This window comes from Psychrobacter sp. 1Y10 (assembly GCF_052259005.1).
In the GTDB taxonomy this organism is placed as follows: Bacteria; Pseudomonadota; Gammaproteobacteria; order Pseudomonadales; family Moraxellaceae; genus Psychrobacter; species Psychrobacter saeujeotis.
The window spans coordinates 166,759-185,789 of the sequence record NZ_JBQQES010000001.1 but is presented as its reverse complement, the minus strand read 5'-3'; the positions used below and the strand labels follow the sequence as shown (position 1 = coordinate 185,789).

Genomic DNA, 19,031 nt, shown 5'->3' with positions numbered 1-19,031 from the left:
GGACAACTCAATATTCTTGTTGACATCCTTCATTGTTAATGATTCTAATTTATCATAATAATGACAAGTTTTTCTACCCATTTAGACAATTAAATTACACTCTATCTCACACGACAGCTGTTGTCGTTTGATACCTTTCCTATCATGATGTTGCACCTAGATTTTGTTATAATCACTGCATCAACTCACACACCTACCAATCTTTTACTCTAAACTTCATTCTACTTCTATTGCTAGTATTATTTACTGTATAGTGGAACGAGATGTTTATATTGCATTTATTTAGACAACTACGATCTTAAAGATATGTTAAGACAGATGATCTAATAGGATATTTTCTGCACTTACCATTATACCTTCGAATTTTTAATTACTCTTTTATGAAAATTTATGACAAGGACTCCATTATGGACGACAACAAAGCCAAAGCACTTAAAGCGGCACTAGGTCAAATTGAAAAGCAATTTGGCAAAAATACTATCATGCATCTAGGTGATGATTCGGCAGCGCTTGATGTAGACGTTGTATCAACTGGCTCATTAGGTTTGGATATCGCTCTTGGAATTGGTGGTCTGCCTAAAGGACGTATTGTTGAGATTTATGGTCCAGAGAGCTCAGGTAAAACGACTATGACGCTGCAAGCAATTGCAGAGTGTCAAAAGCAAGGTGGTACTTGTGCTTTTATTGATGCAGAACATGCTCTTGATCCTGTCTATGCGCGCAGACTTGGCGTAAATACGGATGATCTATTGGTTTCTCAACCTGACAATGGTGAGCAAGCGCTAGAGATTACGGATATGTTGGTACGCTCAGGGGCAGTCGATATGATTGTCGTTGACTCCGTTGCTGCTTTGACACCGCGTGCAGAGATCGAAGGCGAAATGGGCGACTCTCATATGGGTTTGCAAGCACGTTTGATGAGTCAAGCTTTACGTAAGATTACCGGTAATGCCAAGCGCTCTAACTGTATGGTGGTATTTATTAACCAAATTCGTATGAAAATTGGTGTTATGTTTGGTAGCCCTGAGACTACCACAGGCGGTAATGCTCTTAAGTTTTATGCTTCAGTACGTATGGATATTCGCCGTATTGGTGCGGTCAAAAACGGTGATGAAATCATCGGTAACCAGACTCGTGTTAAAGTCATTAAGAACAAAATGGCGCCTCCATTCCGTCAGGCTGAGTTTGAAATCACCTATGGTGAAGGTACCAACCATTTAGCTGAAGTCATTGACCTAGGCGTTGAAGTTGGTGCTGTTGGTAAAGCTGGAGCATGGTATAGCTATGGCGATGAAAAAATCGGTCAAGGTAAAGCCAATTCAGTCATCTTCTTGAAGGAAAATCCTGAAATTGCTCAAGCTATTGAAGCGAAGATACGTGTCGAAAAACTTGGTGTTGTTGACAACAATGATGCATCAGACGCGGATGATGTGGATGAAAAATCAGACGCAGCGCCAGTTCAATAGTTATTGCATATATATTTTATTGATTAGCTGATTAATAGTTATGAAAATTAAAACATTAGCTGAAATTCTAGCTGAATCGCAGGCCGATTCAGCTAGTACACCTGCCTCAAAGTCAAAAACAGCCACTCAAAAATATCTGTCTAAAAATCCTGCCAAAAATAGAAGCTCTATCGTCAAGTCCAAATTTGCAAAATTCGGTCCTGAGCCTTCTTTATCAGTCAATGAGACGTTTGATGGTTTTAATGAATCTGACAACAAACTCCTACCCTCCTCTCATGGTCATACTGCTAAAACCAAATCCAAAAAGCGTAAGAAGCGTTTTCATCCAGCGGCTAACTTTGAACCTGAACCTAATACAGTACCTACCTATCAGCCGCCTAAAGCGCAAAGTATTAAAGAGATACTGGCAGAGGTTAAAAGTGATGTTCATGAAACCAATATAGACGATAAGTCTGACATAGAAGCCAAGTCAGCTGTAAATTACAGTAGTGACGATACAATTAATCATAATAACGAAGACAGCAAAGTAGATAGTCAAGCGGATAACTTACCATCTGCGTTAAAAGCCTACTTACGCACGCCTGAGCAGCGACAAGCAGATATCGATGCCATCAAAGCTGAGAGCCGCTTACGCTGGTTGGCCTTCTATTATCTCTCACGCCGCGAATATGGCAAAGCTGAGTTAAAGCAAAAGCTACTGGATAAAGAGCAGGATCCTGACAAAATCGATGCGCTGCTTGATGAGTTTGAGGAAAAAGGCTATCAAAGTGATTATCGTACGACCTTAATGCTTATTCGAGAAAGTATTCGTAAAGGTCGTGGACGTGGACGTATCAAGCAAGAGTTTTATCGAAAAAAGATAGCTATGCCTAGCAATATTGATGAGTTAATTGATATGGCTAATGCAGAGTCCGATGAATTTAGAGACTTTGTTGATGATAGTGCAGAGAGCTTGGTTGAAGGCGTGGACTGGCTAAAGCTTGCGGTAGAGGTACGTACTAAAAAATATGGAAACGATATCCCTACTGAACAAAAAGACAAGGCGCGCCAGCTGCGGTTTTTGCAGTATCGTGGATTTAAGAGCGACATCTGCTTTGCCGCGCTCAACTATACGCTAGAAACGTTAGATGATCGCTTCTAGCTAATTCTTATTGCCGTTTAAGAGTAAAGATCGTTAATTATAATCAAGCATTTTTAATAATAACCAAGCACTTTCCACCAAACCAGACCTGCGCCTATCCATATCACCAAGTTAACTACACTCATTATCGCACCAATACTCCACCACTCTCTTAGCGTCACATAGCCCGAGTTAAAGATAACTGGAGCAGTACCTGTCGCGTAATGGGTCAAGGTCATCATGATATTTCCCGCTGCTGCAAGTATCAACGCATATAACATCGGCGGTGCACCTAAGCTTAACCCTACCGCATAAAAGGCGGCGAATAGCGCGGTAATGTGAGCAGTCGTACTGGCAAAGAAATAATGGATATATAAATAAACTAGCGTCAAAATCGTTACGGCACCTACCCAGCCAAACCCAGTCGCGCCAATCATCGATTCAATATTACCCGAAAACCAGCTGATCAGTCCAAGCTCGTTAAGATAGGACGCCATCATGATAAGTGCACCGAACCAAATGATGGTATCCCAAGCAGACTTCTCTTTGAGAACGTCATCCCACGTAAGTACGCCAGTCAGTATCAAAGTCGTTAATCCAATAAAAGCTGTGGTGGTAGCGTCAACACTATAGGCTTCACCGAATATCAGAGCCGGAATGTTGGCCCACAATATCAACATCAATGCAAAGACACCGAGCATGATTTTTTCTTGGGTACTGATATCTCCCATTTCATCTAAATTATCTTTGGCGAAACCTCTAGCATTGGGGGTTGCTTTTATATCAGGCGGATAAATCATATAAATAACTAATGGCATAATTAGCAAACACAGCATCCCTGGTACAAACATCGCAACTGCCCACGTCGTCCATGACAGCTGAATATTACCGCCTGTTGCTTTATTAACTAGGTCAACGACTAAAGGGTTTGGTGCAGTAGCAGTGATGAACATACCTGAAGTGATGGGGTTGGCATGGTAATTAACCATAGCCAAATAACGACCAATTTTATTTTGCGTGCCTTCCTCTGGTGTTGAATTAAAACTTTTTGCAATGGACCTCATGATGGGATGAATAATCCCGCCACCACGGGCAGTATTAGAAGGCGTAATGGGCGCTATCATCAGCTCAGCTGCTGTTAAAGAGTAAGCCACACCGATGCTTTTTTTACCAAAAATCGAAATAAAATAATAAGCAATACGTCGACCAAGACCAGTTTTTATCAAGCCTCGTGATATCATTACCGCGATACCAATCAGCCAAATCAATGGGCTTGAATAGCTTGATAATGCATCATTGATTGCTTGCTTTGGACTATCACTCGTCACACCTGTTAATGCCACTAAGGTGACTGCAATGATAGCAATCGCTCCAATAGGCAATACCTTACCTATGATTGCCACAATAGTTGCGATAAACAATGCCAACATGTGCCAAGCTTCGGGTGTAACCCCAGTAGGCACTGGAATGACGAACCAAATTATCAGACCAACTAAGACGGCAATAGCAGCTTGAATAGGCTTAAATGGCATTACTGACTCAACCTTATTAAACTTTTTGAGATTAGTGATATATTATTTATTAGCTCTGTAGCTTTGACAATTCGTACTTATAAAGTTATGACTGCAATGGAACTATATGGTGAAGCAGCTCTCAACTAATTATATAGCTATCATATAACGACTAGACCAGTACTGCTTTATTGCTCACCTTTTTTAACATAACTCTTTAAAGCCTGATAGTTTAAAGCCTGATAGTTTAAAAACTAATGGTGCTATGATTTTCTGATTATTAAACATAAAAAAGAGCACATTATTAAATGTACTCTTTTTTAGACTAAAACATGGCGTATTAAAACTGGAAAATACTTGTCTTATTTCAACGTGCCAAGACGACTAGATAATTGGCTAACAATCTGGTCTATCTCTTGATTGGCCTCTGATTCATTATCTAAGTTGCCATGCGGTGTTAATTGATTAAAAACCTCTGGTAACAGCTCAGCCAGACCTTGACGTACTTCTACATCATTAGCACCAGTATGCGCAGCGACTTGTTGAATTTCTTTTTCATCAAATAAACGATTGATGTCATTAGGGTCTAAATTATCATTAAGCTCGTGGTTACTCATCCAAGAGCGCGCTTGGTTGTCATAACCCATACCTGTAACTTTAGATAGCGCGCCACTAAGTCCACCATTACGTTGAATCCAGCTAAGCACCATAGGCATAAGAGCTGCAACTAACATACCCTTACCACCAAAGCCGCCTCTAGTACGCTGACCGCCTAACACACCACCTAATATATCACCCAGCCCACCTGCACCAGAAGTGATACCGCCGCGCTGACCACCACCAGTCAAGCCGCCTAAGATATCATCTAAACCCAAACCATTATCTGACTGACGGTCATATTGTTGCGGATTATACTCACGTGTTTGGTTGCGACTACCCGTTAATACGCCGCCCAAAATATCGCCAAGACCACCGGTACGGCGCGGATTAATGTTTTGATTAACTGGATTACGTTTAGAATCTTCTGGATCCATTGCGCTGCGAGCAACTTGTGTAATTAAATTTCCTAATAAACTCATAATATTTACCTCTCCTTATTTTAATCATATTGTCGTACATGACATCATAACTATTTATAGTATGGATAGTCTTGTTAGACAATATAACAAACCGTGTTAACCATCGGCATAGGTATTTTGTTATCACACGTAGTGCTTCGTAAGGTTGCCACCCAACGACCAATAAGAAGAGTCTTTATAAAATTATATAGCAATATAGGTTTTTTAAACCTTAACATTAACCGTGCTTCTTATTTACTATAGTGGCTAAGATATTTAATTGTTGCCAATGATCAAGGCTGACTTGATCACGATAGATAGTAATGGTCAAAGAGCGCTTAAAAGGTTCAGTAGTAACAAATTGGAAATTTAATAGCCATTGATAACGATGAACATTGTTGAGATCAGCTCGCCATAATTCATCGTCGCGACCAGTACGCATAAGCAACTGCCACTCTTTATTTAGATGATTGTGTAAGGGAGGCTGACTTAAATGTAGTAGTATTGGCCTTGATAAAGCCAAATAACCTATCACTGCTGCACTCACCATCAAAATTAAAGCGTACTGCCACCATGACAGCTTGGCAAGCCAAGATAATAAAACGATTGAGATTGACAATCCAGTATACATTAACGTACGAAGTCGACTGCCATATTTAATAGCAGTATCGATACGTAGATTTGTAGGCAACTGAACCGCAGTAGAATCATACATCGGTTAAAACCAATCCGTTATGACAAATCTTTCCCATGACGCCACATTTTAATTTTCTTGACCAGCGTCCATATTGCCTCATCATCTGGGCGCGCCTGATTGGTAAAATAATCTAATAGATCAGGATCTTCATAAGTAAGCATGTTTGCAAAAGCTGCTTGTTCAGCAGAATCTGCTGTCAAGTAAAGCTCTTTAACATACGGATCGATATAAAAATCCAACTCTTTTAAGCCGCGGCGTGCTTGATAAATAATCCGGCGCTGTTCGTTGGTAGGCTCTGGCTGGCTTTTGACTGTCATAATTTTGATCTCATTGAAGATACGTCTAAATAAAAATACGTTATAGCATTATAGAATAGTCATTGTCGTTATTGGACTCTATTTTGCTCGTAAGCAGATAACTGATTCCATAATGCCACCGCTTGCTGCATCATAGGGACATTATGCGTACGAATAATACAGGCTCCTTGTTGCAGCGCAAACAAACCAGCTGCAACTCCTACTGTATCGCGATCAGGGGCTTTAGTTGTCGCAAGCTGATCAAGGCCACTGTTAGCCAATACTTCAGCTAAAAAGCGCTTACGCGACACGCCAAACATCAGCGGTAATCCAAGCGCTTTTAAGCTATCAAGTTGGGTCAATAGTGCACAGTGATGTTCATGGTTTTTAGCAAATCCAAAGCCAGGATCTATGATTATTTTATCACGCTCAACGCCGAAAGCTATTACCTCATCGATACGAGTCGTCAACTCAGCACTCACTTCACTGACTATATCATCATAATGCGCCAAACTACCCATCGTCGTTGGCTCACCACGCATGTGCATAAGCATTACAGGAACATCAAGTTTGGCTGCCATTGTAATTGCACCTTCGCGTTTTAAAGCACGTACGTCGTTCCAAATATCTGCGCCTGCCTCAACAGCGGCTTGTATAACTATAGGATTACTGGTATCAATAGATAGCCAGGCTTCCTCGCCAAGTTGTTGCCTTATTGCCTCAACGACTGGGACCACACGCGATACTTCTTCAGTAGTCGCCACAGAGTCGGCATTTGGACGAGTAGATTCGCCTCCTATGTCAATGATGGTTGCTCCTGATTCAAGCATATACTGACAATGTTCAACTGCTTTATCAATAGCATTAAACTGGCCACCGTCCGAAAACGAGTCCGGCGTCACATTTAAAATACCCATGATATGGGGCTGAGATAAATCTAGCTTTTTCGTAGGACCATATAGCGTATAAGCTGGTAAAGGGTCGAATAATGACATAACTCATCCATCAATGATTATATTTTATAAATAATATATTCTGTCATATAAAAGATCATAATTATATCTAATAGTAGAACAAACACATAATCTAGCGAGATGTCTGTCGCTTATAGTACTAATGATTAGTATTGCTAGTCGCTACCAAAAATTTTAAACCATTAAAAAAGCCCTTTATGAAAAGGGCTTTTTTATAATAACTATGGTTTCGATTTTGACTTACATTGCTGGTAATGGTGGCGGTGTTAAACCGGTTGGTTTAACGTTACCTTTACCCAAATTGACACCATGCTGATAAACCTTAGGTGGACGTGGTTCTTCACCTGCTAAAATATCTTGCAACTGGTCACGGTCAATCGTTTCCCATTTCATCAATGCATCGACCATTGCATGCATCTTATCTTGGTTGCCTTCAATTAGCTCACGAGCAATGTCATACTGCTCCTCTAACATACGGCGCACTTCTTCATCTACTTTTTGCTGTGTGGCTTCTGAGATAGTACGATTGCTAGAACCAAAATAGCCTTGTGAACTATCGTCATCCTCGTATACCATAATACCAAGTGCATCGGACATGCCATACTTAGTAACCATAGCACGAGCCATTTTTGTGGCACGTTCAAAGTCATTAGAAGCACCTGTTGACATCTGATTAATGAACACTTCTTCTGCAATACGTCCACCAAACAAAATAGCAATATCGCTGAGCATTTTTGACTTATACATACTGGTCTGGTCATGCTCAGGTAATTGCCATGTTACGCCAAGTGCAAATCCACGCGGCATAATTGTTACCTTATGAACAGGATCAGTACCCGGTAGTAGTTCAGCAACCAAAGCATGGCCTGATTCGTGATAAGCAGTTGCACGGCGCTCTTCTTCACGTATCACCATAGATTTTCGTTCAGGACCCATGTATAGCTTATCTTTAGCATCTTCAAAGTCGTTCATATCGACGCTAGTTTTGTTGCGACGAGCTGCAAACAATGCTGCTTCGTTTACTAGGTTAGCCAGTTGTGCACCGCTAAATCCAGGTGTACCACGAGCAAGAGCATTTGCATCGACAGCGACTGTATTGGGAAGTTTCTTTAAATGCACTTTCAATATCTGCTCGCGACCTTTGATATCTGGCAACCCTACTTGTACTTGACGGTCAAAACGACCCGGACGCAATAACGCTTTGTCGAGTACATCTGCACGGTTAGTCGCTGCAATGACGATAACGCCCTCGTTACCTTCAAAACCATCCATCTCAACCAACAACTGGTTAAGCGTTTGCTCACGCTCGTCGTTACCGCCGCCCATACCAGAGCCACGATGACGTCCAACAGCATCAATCTCATCAATAAAGATAATACATGGCGCACTTTTCTTCGCTTGCTCAAACATATCACGAACACGAGACGCACCAACACCGACGAACATTTCTACAAAATCAGAACCTGAGATTGAGAAGAAAGGCACTTTGGCTTCACCAGCAATGGCTCTTGCCAATAGTGTCTTACCTGTACCAGGTGGACCTACCATCAAGATACCACGTGGAATGGTTGCGCCAAGCTTAGTGAACTTATCAGGATCACGTAAGAAATCAACGACTTCAACGACTTCTTCTTTAGCCTCTTCACAACCAGCAACGTCTTCAAAATTGACGTTAATTTGGTCTTCAGTCAGCATCTTAGCTTTAGACTTACCAAAGCTCATCGGACCGCCGCCTTTACCGCCAGCGCCGCCCTGCATGTTGCGCATAAAGAACAAAAATAAACCAATAATCAATAAGATTGGGAAACTGGCTATTAGCAATTGCATCAGCACGCTTTGACGTTTAGGCGCAGTCCCTTGGACTTCGACTTGGTTTTCACGTAATAGAGGCATCAACTGCTCATCAGTCACAGCTGGCCTAATGGTCTCAAAAGATGAACCATTTTTCTTTTCGCCGATGATTTGCTCGCCGTCGATCTCAACACTGGCTACTTGGTTTTCAGACACTGCGGTCACAAACTCAGAGTAGTTAAGGTTATCTGGCTCAGATGATTGATCAAAGCCGCTAAACACCAGTACCAAAACGCCGATTACCACCAGCCACAATAAGGTATTTTTTACCATGTCGCTCACTAGTTATTCCCATCCCTTACTTATTGGTGTGTTTACTAGACACGTAACGCCTATATAAAAATGTAATATAAATTCATCATACATTATCAGACGACTTTGCTTGAAACAAAACAAAGTTAATATATCATGATATGTGGTTTTAACCTGCACAATTCAAGCAAAAGCTGCGTTTATTCAGTTAGCAATTGTAGCGGTTTTACACGTAATATGACGTACTTTATAAAATCAATCATAAACTATTTATTAGATACAACCTATTGAAATAACAAGTTATTTTATTGCTATCCAAAACATCTCTTTAGACCGTGGTCTTGATGCTGCAGGTTTGATACTACGAATCTTACTAAATTTGGACTGCATCTGCTTACGTAATTCCTGTGACCCTTCGCCCTGAAACACTTTCATAATAAGCGCGCCACCTTTAGGTAAGGTCTCCAAAGCAAAGTCCACTGCAAGCTCGCATAAATATATCATTCGCGGTTGATCGACAGCACTGTTTCCGGCTGTATTAGGAGCCATATCAGACAATACCACATTTACTTGTCTGTCACCGACCTCAGTCATAATTTTGTCAAAAACATCTGCTTCTCTAAAGTCCCCTTGAATAAAGGTTACATCTGCTAGAGCGTCCATAGGCAAAATATCAGAGGCGATCAATGTACCGCTTTCACCGACCAGTTGACCGGCGACTTGTGACCAACTACCAGGTGCACTACCCAAATCTACTACTGTCATTCCAGACGATATTAATTTAGCCTTTTCATTGATCTCAAGCAGCTTGTATGCAGCACGCGCACGATAGCCATCTTTTTGCGCTCTTTTTACATAATGATCATCAATATGTTCTTTCATCCAAGCACGGCTACTTTTTGATAAACCTTTATTTTCAATGCGCGTGGCCAAAATACCTGCTCCTATTACTTTATGGTGTCATATACTTTACGATGTCATAATTTTTAACAGCCGACTGACTAAATTTCTATCAATTAAAGATGATCTCATTTTTTATTTAGTATCGACTATATTGTGCTAATAAACCCATTCGATAATACCCATTAAAGATAATTTTATTTTTATAAATAAATTTAAAGGCATTATTAACGATTTAGCAGCTTTATGATCCAGCAGCGTTTATAATGCAACAAGTTATTCAGTTTAACATTTTCATCACGTAAAATCGTGCAAAATGGTACTGATATCATGCAAGATAGTCATAGATTATTTATAATGAATATTAACTTTTTTAATAACATGGTTTTGGTCATGTCGTTTAGATAACATTGCTTCTTATTTATTATGACTTATTATGACAATTCAACCATTTTAGAACTGTTTTTTATTTTTACTAAAATTTAGGAATACTATGCAACTTGATAACGCTACGATTAAACGCTTAAAAGGTATTGGTCATGAGCTCAAACCCATTGTTATGATCGGTAACAATGGCATTACTCCCGCTATCACCGAAGAGATTGATCGCGCTTTGACCGATCATGAACTTATTAAAGTAAAATTACCAGCTGGCAGTAAGCATGACCGTGACGTAGTCGCCACTGAGCTTGCAACCGCAGCCAAAGCCAATGTGATTCATACTATTGGACGTATGGCGTTATTGCTACGTCAGAATCCAAATGCTAATCCTAAGTTATCAAACTTAGCACGTCATGCTCAATAATTAGTATCTATGAAGCGTATAAAATAGATTGAAAGAACAGCCAAGATTATAGAAGCTGCGTTGCATCATTGCTCGTGGCTTTTATTTTATCCCTCATTTTATCAAATCTACATTGACGATCTTTTCTATAATGAATCAAGTACTATGAGCCAGCTATTTACCTTACGATTGGCAACCGACACATTATCGGCTGATGCAGAGCAAATCGGTGTATCGATTAAAGAGCTACAAAAAATACGCATTAACGTAGAAGCCTCGATTGTGCTGTCGACACGCCAACTTTGGTTGAGCTACCAAATACAGCTACCATCCGTTAGGCTAGCTGCGCAGCTAGATTGGACAGCATGGCAACAATCAAAAGTCCGTTTTACCGACTATTTATGGGAGCGTACTTGTCTTGAATGTTTTGTCAGTAGTGAAGTTTTTGATACAACAGCTAACTATATAGAAATCAATGTTAATCCAAACGGACAATATGCTCTTTACAAATTTGATGAATATCGTACACCATCGACACTGCCTCCAGTACCATTGATGCAAGCAAACTGTACTACAAAAGCGAACGTCACTTGGGCTAAGAACGCCTCAAACCAGCAGGCAGAACCAATAAACCGTCTAAAACCACATCCCGCACTGGCAAACCACTTTGTGGACTCAACCATCACCAAATTTACTCCGTACTATCAATATCGACGCTGCTTTGGATTGTCTTTAGAACAGCTCTCGCTCAATACTCATAACCACGACTTATCCGGCGATATCAGCATAAAGCTATTACATCCATGCGTCATTCTACAGTTTGGTAAAACAAACCTGTACTTTGCCCCAGCTCACGCTACCCCGCCTGACTTTCATCAACACTGTTATTGGACAGTGCTGGATTTGCAAGCTGCACTAACGAAATAGTTTTTATAACGTCAAGCAACGTTTAATGGCTGGTTGGTCTTTTGAATAGCTCATAGCTCATAGCAGATAGCAGATAGCTTTGATAGTTGAACGATGATAGAAATAAAAAAACTCAGTAATGTCATAAAGAGCATTACTGAGTTAGGAGAAAACGCTAAAATAATAAGTTTAAACAATTTACTTATGTTTTATTTATCAGCCATAGCTAGGTAGATACCACGATCCGATGCATCATCAACATATTGCGAATCACGCCATGTGGTATAGCTATGTACACCGCTATACGGGCTAATACTGTTCTGGCGGAAGTCAGACACCCAATCTGAACCATCAAAAATCTGTATATGACCATGTGGGCGTTTTGAGCTACGGTCATAGACTATGACATCTCCAACTTGAGGCGCCATGTCGTTGCTGATTTTAGTAAAACCAGCATTGGCAAGTGTACCACGGGAGGCGTACTGATAAGCTGAAGGGTTTGGAGTGAACTCATAACCAGCTGATTGCAAAGCTTTACGCACATAGCGGGCACAATAACCAGAGCTTCTAGAAAGAGCAACTCTTGACGCACGAGCAGCTGCAATAGCAGGGGCAGAGTTACTATCTGGTATTCTGCTGCTTGCTTGCTGCTGACGCTCATAAGATAAGCGACTGGTTAATGAGGCTAATTTATACTCTTTTTGTTTGGCATGAGCACTTAAGTTGTCAATAGCTTGACTAATTTCATCATTGCTAAAAACATGCGCGCCACTATTAGTGCTATAGATATTACGACTAGAACCGTAGTTCTGAGATACTGAAATATTTGTAATGGTATGACTCAAGGTATTATTTGGCTGAAAGGTGGTTTCGGCAGCACCACTCGTTTGTGCTAAACCCATTCCCAATACTGACAAAATTAATAAAGCTTGTTTCATAAATTTACTACCTATTGTTAATACAAGATTGCTTGTCATCCATGACAAAACATTAATTAATTTAGAAGACGTATCACTAAGTAACCGTGATAAAATTCAACATACTCAATTTATTTATCGACCTTTATCACCCAATGGATGAGTAAACATAATGTCGAAGAAACAGCCTAATCAGCTTGCTAAACTTATTGATCATCAGGCATTTGCTGGTAGCGCCCTACCTCAAGCCTTAACTGAAAATATGCAGCTTTATGCACAGATGACTCATGAACTAAAAACACTTCTAATTGACTGTCTACCTGAGGAAATACTTGCCAATTGCTGGGTCGTTGGCTTGAGCTCTGAGCAATTAACATTAAGTGTAGGCTCTGCTACTGCAGCCAACCATATTCGTTATCTACAAAGTGCCTATCTACAAGTATTAACAGAACAATCGATTACATTTAAACAACTTAAGAAAATAAAGGTCATCGTTTCAAAAACGAGTTCAAATAAATTGTTAAATGAAAAGAATTTATCGTCAATAACAAGTGACCTAAACTCTCATAAAATTGGTAAAAATCAGGCTCTTAGCCAAAACACAAAGCGGACTATAGCACAGGCTGCAGAGCATGTCACGGCAGATAAAAACCTCAAAAAAGCCCTTTTACGGCTGGTAAATGAGTAAAAAAACCCTCTATTACAATGTAAACTTATGTAAAGTGACAGAGGGAAATAAGCTGATAACGCTGCGTTTTTGTAATTTCGCAAACAAAAAAAATCATCTGTTAGTCAGAACCCAATCGAGAGTTTTGACTAACAGATGACTTTTAGAAAACTTTGAGCTTTTGAATACTCTAGGCTTCAGCTACTCAATCAAACAATACAAAATCATATATTCGCTATTATGGTTATAATTTGAGCATTATTTTGATTAAATTATGTAATCTTACGTAAGTGTTGCGATACTTCCTGTATATTCCTGTATTTATCCTTCAACTATTAAGCCTGTTGAAGGTAAATACTCGATTGGACAAGTTACGTTGTCATCAAATGTTACAATTTCAAAGTTACTTTTATCTGATAAAATTTCTCGGACTAGCATGTTGTTCAATGCGTGTCCTGACTTATAGGCATTAAAACGACCTATAATGGGATAACCAATCAGATATAAATCGCCTAAAGCATCTAATATTTTGTGACGAACAAACTCATCAGCAAAACGTAGCCCTTCAACATTCAGAATACGAGCATCATCGATAACGATGGCATTATCCATACTACCGCCTAATGCTAAGTTATTTTGTCTTAGAGTCTCAATATCTTGTAAAAAACCAAAGGTACGGGCTTCACTTAGTTGTTCGATAAAATTCTGTGTTGAAAAATCTAATTGAGCATGTTGAAAGTCTTTATCAAATGCTGGATGATCAAAGTCAATTTCAAAATTTAACTCATATCCTTCATATGGATGCAGCTCTGCCCATTTGTCATCAACTTCGACACGCACAGGTTTGACGATTTTCAAAAACTTTTTTAGCGCTTCTTGCTCAACAAAACCTGCTTGCAATAATAGACCGACAAAAGGCGATGCACTGCCATCCATAATTGGTATCTCGCTTGCTGATACCTTTATTAATAGGTTATCTACTCCAAGCCCAGCGATTGCACTTAATAAATGCTCTACTGTACCAACACGCGTCCCACCGAAAACAAGATTTGATGACATCATAGTATCTTGTACCAAAAAAGCACTGGCTGGTATTGGCGCACTACCAACGATGTCAGAACGCTCGAAAACTATTCCAGTGTTAACTGGTTGCGGATGAAACTCCAAATCGACAGGCTGACCACTATGCAAACCAATGCCTGTGATAGCTATCGCTTTTTCTATGGTTCGTTGATTCATGGCTGTTTTCTCACATACTTTGTTACAATTGTCATAGTTTACCATTAGCAGGCCTTAATTCGCTACAGTTATGGCACCGTAATCTTCTTATACCCATGATTTATATATTAAATAACCATATAAGTATCAATCTATAATACTTATAAAGGTTCCTAAAAGTACTGATGTCAGCTTAGACTCTTACAAAACGAAGGGTATATGTACCTTTTTTTAGTATAAATGCAAAAAAACCAGCACTATTGTGCTGGTTTTTTATGTTTAATATATTGTTGGTGATATGTTTAAGAACTATATAAAAAACAAATGTAAAAATATATACATTACAAATAGTATAGTTATCTAAAACATACTATTTGTTCTGTTGACGTTTTAGATAATCTTGAATGCTATTGGTTTTAGTTTGCGGTTGTTCTTGAGTAGATGTAGAACGTACGCCATTATCTTGATACGTCTGATTTTGCGAATGCTTTTGACTGTTTAATGCACTGGTATGTAAGTTTGGATCTACTGATTGGGTACTAGTGACAGAAGGTACTGGCTGTTGGACTTGAGGCGCTTTCTCCATCTTTTCATCCAATGTTAGACCTGTGGCTATCACAGTAACATGCAAGTCATCACCCATCTCTTCATCAACAACTGAACCATAGAAAATGTTTGCTTCATCAGTATCCGTTATACCTTCAACAATCTCGCTGATTTGACTAAACTCATCTAGCGATAAAGTTTCAGAAGAAATAACGTTGACCAATAGACCTTTCGCGTTTTCTAAGCACAGATCATCCAACAAAGGTGACTTAATTGCTTTTTCAGTTGCTTGACGCGCACGATCATCGCCGCTCGCACGTCCAACACCCATCATCGCATGACCTTTAGCCGTCATTGCCGTACGTATATCGTTAAAGTCAATGTTGACAAGACCTGAACGAGCAATAGTTTCAGCGATACCTTGTACTGCATGCAATAAGACGTCATCCGCTTTTTTGAATGCATCTTTCATTGAAATATTGCCGTACACACTCATAAGTTTATCATTAGGAATAGTAATAATAGAGTCAACGAAGTTTGTTAATTGCTCAATTCCTGCTTTAGCAGATTTATTACGCTTACCACCTTCAAACTTAAATGGTGTCGTAACGACTGCCACTGTCAACACTTCCATCTCTTTAGCAATACGCGCGATAACAGGCGCTGCACCCGTACCTGTACCACCGCCCATACCAGCTGTGATAAATACCATGTCTGAGTTTTCAAGTAGCGTTCGAATCGCTTCTTCTTCGCTTTCTGCTGCTTCGCGTCCGACTTCTGGATTGGCACCCGCCCCTAGACCACGATTACTTTTAGCGCCAAGTTGCAGTTTATGCGGTACGGTTAGACGATCAAGGGCTTGTCTATCAGTATTGGCACAGATAAACGTCACGCCTTTGATACCTTGCTGTACCATATGTTCTACAGCATTACCGCCACCGCCGCCTACACCGAATACGGTAAAACGAGCTTGGCCGTTGCTTTGAGACTGGTTATCATCTGGCATGGTGTATTTTGACATAAAAAAGGTTCTCCAGTTGCAGATAGCGTGATGGTCGATACGTGACAACGCACTCGTATAAAGTACTATCGACTTACTATATATAAATACATACAAATAAAATAATAAAGATGAGGTTCAATCAATGTGTGTTAAACCTCTATTAAAACATGTTACGCTGATAATATAATCATACAGTACTACGATAGTCTCAAAACACGTATATCAAACGCCTACTTTCAATCGTCCATGACAAATATGGGTTAAAAATACTTAAGATTTTTGTGTATCACCTCAAAATCTCAAAGTATTTTTTTCAGAACACTAGTAAAACGTTGACCGACATTTTTGAAGGTCCCTTTTATACGACCTCTTTTAATGGCATCGGGTTCACTTTGCTCACTATGACGAAATTGCTCACTTTGACTATAGAGCAAAGTACCAAATGCCGTTTGATAAGCACGATTATTTACCTGCATACTTAACTGCTTAAACGATTCCTCATTATCGAAATGGTTATAAGCACTAATAGCAGGATGAGTGTTGGATAACACTACAGGCATTTTTAATAGCCTTTTAGCAAAAGGTATCATACCTTTAATAGTACTACCACCACCGTTAAGCACAATACCTCGATCAATATATCCTAATAACTCGGCTTCATGAAGTTGTCGTACGACTTCAGTAAATATCTGTACATAACGTGCCTCAATAATGCGCGCTAGATTATAAAGACTAACATTAACTTCGTCACCTGAACCTTGCGGTTTAAAGATAAAGAACGAGCTTGGATCCATACTATTTATATCTACTGTGCCATGTGATTTTTTGAGCTTTTCAGCTTCTATCATAGAAATACCGATATCGGCTGAGATATCCATGGTTACTTCATGACTACCACTGGCTATACAGTGAGTAAAAATAAGTTTATTTTCTTTATATACACAAATACTAGTGGTACTCGCGCCTATATCTACTAGACAGACACCTTGCTGGCGCTCTTCACTCATTAGGCTATATTCAGCACTTGTTACTGCATCAAAAACAATATGATCGATACCAACATCACAACCTTGTAATAGCTTTTGAATATTTTGACGGCTAGAGACTGGCATCATCATCATGTGATACATAACCGTGATGTTTTTTGCGATCATCTCAATCGCATCATCAACCATAGTATCCTGCTCATCAATGTAAATACCTTGCTGACAACAATGCATTAAATAATAATCAGAGGGTAAGTCTTGAGATTTGGCATTAGATAATGCTTGTACCATATCCCTAGCACGTACTACTTCTTCTTCAACTGCAACGTTACCGATACTATTTTTACTAGATAACTCAGGCGTCGCAAGTGTTAGCCATACACTATGCACACGGCAATTTGCCATATCTTCAGCATCTTGAATGGCTTGTTTGATTGCACCCTGTAAACGTTCGCGATGCTTGATTTGGCCTTGATAAAAATCACTATTTTTGACTTGTCCAACACCCATGATACGTATGTCTTTTGCAGAGACAACGCTACCAATCACCACATAAACTGCAGTGGCACTTAGATGGACAACAACCAGATTTTCAGTATTTTTCATGTTACCAAACAAATTATCACTAAATAGAAGACTATCTGCTGTCTCTATTGAATCATTAGAACAGTACTATTTGATTCACTCTATCATTTATAGTACAAAAATTGTGCAACTATCCTACTCATATAACCAGACCACAAAGCATAAACCCTATGTTACAGACTAGCTCGTCGGAGACTCTGCCGACGACTCTTTTACTTTCCACGCTATTGTAAAACCATTTTTATAACGTAAATCTATCGATTGTATATTGTCGCGACGATCAGCCAATTGATTGTTCAAAAGTTGACTCAAATTGAGCAGTTTTTGAGCAGTATTTTCGTTATCAACAATGACCCGTAGACCGTTATCAAAACGTACCAGCCACGTCATTCGAGGTGTTAAAATAATATCCTCTACTCGCATATCAAGCGGAACATACCAATCATTGATTTGTTGCATTTGTTGCATAATCACAGGTGCTTGGTCTACTTCACCTTGCAATGTAGCAAACTGCGGCTGAATCAACGCTTCACTATCAGCTGGCACGAATACTGCACCTTTTGCATCAACCAGTCGTTCCGTACCAAAATTGGCTATTGCTTGTTTAGGTAGTGCAGTAATGACAATACCTTGTTGCCAATCTCGAGTCACACTAATTTCATCAACCCAAGCAAGACTCATGGCAATATCTCGTAACGCTTGTAAATCAGTTGTAAAAAAACTGCTTACTTTCTGCTGGTTCATGGTCTGTTGCAGTACTTGATGCTGAGCAGTAGATAAGTCTTGTGTATCAACATGAATAGCCGCTGGCGGTGCATCACGTAAAGCTTTACCACCCATTAATAGTATTAACAACAATAACCCTATTACCAGAGTCGTAAAAATGTACTTTACCCATAAAGGTATTTGTAAGCTAGATCCTGGGCGACGGACGTCATTACTCATCAAGTCAGTTGTTCCATTGACAGTTTGAGCCATAGCCGCATTTGCCCCTATACTTTTTATATGTTGTTAACTTAATAAATATTTGATTGAATAACTGTTATTCCAATAAACACCTTTTATCATAGCTTTATCATTCTGTATAACAGAAAATGCTTAAAATGAGCTGAATATCATCAACATAAGCCAATCATAACAATCTTAACGTATTTTGATGGTAAACAATAGCCTAACCCATGCTGTAGCCAGTGATTTTACACAAGTTTACATGAAGCTGGGATATAGCAGGGCTAGTGATACAATATGAAGTGGCATTATATCCGTTTTGTTCAATATAGTACTAGAAAAATTA

General features: G+C 39.5%; 17 protein-coding genes. 5 read left to right on the top strand and 12 right to left on the bottom strand.

Annotated features, from left to right (window positions below):
* Window positions 1–407: 407 nt before the first annotated feature.
* Both recA and ACTXGH_RS00825 read left to right on the top strand, forming a co-directional pair.
* On the top strand, window positions 408–1,466 hold the full coding sequence (recA, locus tag ACTXGH_RS00830; protein ID WP_439261873.1) for a recombinase RecA: 1,059 nt from the start codon (window positions 408–410) through the stop codon (window positions 1,464–1,466).
* A 40-nt stretch (window positions 1,467–1,506) separates the two neighbouring features.
* Entirely contained in the window at window positions 1,507–2,607 is a 1,101-nt protein-coding gene (locus ACTXGH_RS00825) for a regulatory protein RecX (RefSeq protein WP_439295733.1), read from the top strand.
* 53 nt (window positions 2,608–2,660) lie between these two features.
* Here ACTXGH_RS00825 and ACTXGH_RS00820 read toward each other — a convergent pair whose 3' ends face one another.
* From ACTXGH_RS00820 to ACTXGH_RS00790, 7 genes are all read right to left on the bottom strand, one after another.
* Entirely contained in the window at window positions 2,661–4,118 is a 1,458-nt protein-coding gene (locus ACTXGH_RS00820; RefSeq protein WP_439295734.1) for an anion permease, read from the bottom strand.
* Window positions 4,119–4,459: 341 nt separating this feature from the next.
* On the bottom strand, window positions 4,460–5,176 hold the full coding sequence (locus tag ACTXGH_RS00815; RefSeq protein ID WP_439261877.1) for a YidB family protein: 717 nt from the start codon (window positions 5,174–5,176) through the stop codon (window positions 4,460–4,462).
* 217 nt (window positions 5,177–5,393) lie between these two features.
* On the bottom strand, window positions 5,394–5,870 hold the full coding sequence (locus ACTXGH_RS00810) for a hypothetical protein (RefSeq protein ID WP_439295735.1): 477 nt from the start codon (window positions 5,868–5,870) through the stop codon (window positions 5,394–5,396).
* A gap of 17 nt (window positions 5,871–5,887) precedes the next feature.
* Complete coding sequence (locus tag ACTXGH_RS00805) at window positions 5,888–6,169, bottom strand: FAD assembly factor SdhE (protein ID WP_439261880.1); 282 nt, start codon at window positions 6,167–6,169, stop codon at window positions 5,888–5,890.
* Window positions 6,170–6,237: 68 nt separating this feature from the next.
* Window positions 6,238–7,143, bottom strand: coding sequence for a dihydropteroate synthase (gene folP, locus ACTXGH_RS00800; RefSeq protein ID WP_439295736.1), 906 nt, complete (start codon window positions 7,141–7,143; stop codon window positions 6,238–6,240).
* A gap of 219 nt (window positions 7,144–7,362) precedes the next feature.
* Window positions 7,363–9,255 (bottom strand): ATP-dependent zinc metalloprotease FtsH, encoded by a 1,893-nt coding sequence (gene ftsH, locus ACTXGH_RS00795; protein WP_299217600.1) that lies wholly within the window; start codon window positions 9,253–9,255, stop codon window positions 7,363–7,365.
* A 270-nt stretch (window positions 9,256–9,525) separates the two neighbouring features.
* Window positions 9,526–10,158 (bottom strand): RlmE family RNA methyltransferase, encoded by a 633-nt coding sequence (locus tag ACTXGH_RS00790; protein ID WP_439261884.1) that lies wholly within the window; start codon window positions 10,156–10,158, stop codon window positions 9,526–9,528.
* Window positions 10,159–10,618: 460 nt separating this feature from the next.
* Between ACTXGH_RS00790 and ACTXGH_RS00785 the strand changes: the two genes are divergently transcribed.
* A complete protein-coding gene (locus tag ACTXGH_RS00785; RefSeq protein ID WP_439261886.1) occupies window positions 10,619–10,930 on the top strand; it encodes a YhbY family RNA-binding protein in 312 nt (103 codons plus the stop codon).
* A 144-nt stretch (window positions 10,931–11,074) separates the two neighbouring features.
* Window positions 11,075–11,836, top strand: coding sequence for a DOMON domain-containing protein (locus tag ACTXGH_RS00780; RefSeq protein WP_439261888.1), 762 nt, complete (start codon window positions 11,075–11,077; stop codon window positions 11,834–11,836).
* Window positions 11,837–12,024: 188 nt separating this feature from the next.
* Here ACTXGH_RS00780 and ACTXGH_RS00775 read toward each other — a convergent pair whose 3' ends face one another.
* The gene (locus ACTXGH_RS00775) at window positions 12,025–12,753 is read right to left on the bottom strand and encodes a CHAP domain-containing protein (RefSeq protein ID WP_439261890.1); all 729 of its coding nucleotides are present in this window, start codon (window positions 12,751–12,753) and stop codon (window positions 12,025–12,027) included.
* 151 nt (window positions 12,754–12,904) lie between these two features.
* Here ACTXGH_RS00775 and ACTXGH_RS00770 point away from each other — a divergent pair, with 151 nt between their 5' ends.
* On the top strand, window positions 12,905–13,420 hold the full coding sequence (locus tag ACTXGH_RS00770; RefSeq protein ID WP_439295737.1) for a DciA family protein: 516 nt from the start codon (window positions 12,905–12,907) through the stop codon (window positions 13,418–13,420).
* Window positions 13,421–13,720: 300 nt separating this feature from the next.
* Here the strand turns inward: ACTXGH_RS00770 and lpxC are convergent, their stop codons facing one another.
* From lpxC to ACTXGH_RS00750, 4 genes are all read right to left on the bottom strand, one after another.
* Complete coding sequence (gene lpxC, locus ACTXGH_RS00765; protein ID WP_439295738.1) at window positions 13,721–14,638, bottom strand: UDP-3-O-acyl-N-acetylglucosamine deacetylase; 918 nt, start codon at window positions 14,636–14,638, stop codon at window positions 13,721–13,723.
* Between the two features lie 349 nt (window positions 14,639–14,987).
* Window positions 14,988–16,184, bottom strand: coding sequence for a cell division protein FtsZ (ftsZ, locus tag ACTXGH_RS00760; protein WP_299217620.1), 1,197 nt, complete (start codon window positions 16,182–16,184; stop codon window positions 14,988–14,990).
* Between the two features lie 281 nt (window positions 16,185–16,465).
* Entirely contained in the window at window positions 16,466–17,758 is a 1,293-nt protein-coding gene (ftsA, locus tag ACTXGH_RS00755) for a cell division protein FtsA (RefSeq protein ID WP_439295739.1), read from the bottom strand.
* Window positions 17,759–17,917: 159 nt separating this feature from the next.
* Window positions 17,918–18,715 (bottom strand): cell division protein FtsQ/DivIB, encoded by a 798-nt coding sequence (locus tag ACTXGH_RS00750; RefSeq protein ID WP_439261896.1) that lies wholly within the window; start codon window positions 18,713–18,715, stop codon window positions 17,918–17,920.
* Window positions 18,716–19,031: the final 316 nt, after the last annotated feature.

Coding starts and splice junctions, on each gene's coding strand:
- recA (WP_439261873.1), top strand. CDS start 408: ATGGACGACAACAAAGCCAAAGCACTTAAAGCGGCACTAGGTCAAATT.
- ACTXGH_RS00825 (WP_439295733.1), top strand. CDS start 1,507: ATGAAAATTAAAACATTAGCTGAAATTCTAGCTGAATCGCAGGCCGAT.
- ACTXGH_RS00820 (WP_439295734.1), bottom strand. CDS start 4,118: ATGCCATTTAAGCCTATTCAAGCTGCTATTGCCGTCTTAGTTGGTCTG.
- ACTXGH_RS00815 (WP_439261877.1), bottom strand. CDS start 5,176: ATGAGTTTATTAGGAAATTTAATTACACAAGTTGCTCGCAGCGCAATG.
- ACTXGH_RS00810 (WP_439295735.1), bottom strand. CDS start 5,870: ATGTATGATTCTACTGCGGTTCAGTTGCCTACAAATCTACGTATCGAT.
- ACTXGH_RS00805 (WP_439261880.1), bottom strand. CDS start 6,169: ATGACAGTCAAAAGCCAGCCAGAGCCTACCAACGAACAGCGCCGGATT.
- folP (WP_439295736.1), bottom strand. CDS start 7,143: ATGTCATTATTCGACCCTTTACCAGCTTATACGCTATATGGTCCTACG.
- ACTXGH_RS00785 (WP_439261886.1), top strand. CDS start 10,619: ATGCAACTTGATAACGCTACGATTAAACGCTTAAAAGGTATTGGTCAT.
- ACTXGH_RS00780 (WP_439261888.1), top strand. CDS start 11,075: ATGAGCCAGCTATTTACCTTACGATTGGCAACCGACACATTATCGGCT.
- ACTXGH_RS00775 (WP_439261890.1), bottom strand. CDS start 12,753: ATGAAACAAGCTTTATTAATTTTGTCAGTATTGGGAATGGGTTTAGCA.
- ACTXGH_RS00770 (WP_439295737.1), top strand. CDS start 12,905: ATGTCGAAGAAACAGCCTAATCAGCTTGCTAAACTTATTGATCATCAG.
- lpxC (WP_439295738.1), bottom strand. CDS start 14,638: ATGAATCAACGAACCATAGAAAAAGCGATAGCTATCACAGGCATTGGT.
- ftsZ (WP_299217620.1), bottom strand. CDS start 16,184: ATGTCAAAATACACCATGCCAGATGATAACCAGTCTCAAAGCAACGGC.
- ftsA (WP_439295739.1), bottom strand. CDS start 17,758: ATGAAAAATACTGAAAATCTGGTTGTTGTCCATCTAAGTGCCACTGCA.
- ACTXGH_RS00750 (WP_439261896.1), bottom strand. CDS start 18,715: ATGGCTCAAACTGTCAATGGAACAACTGACTTGATGAGTAATGACGTC.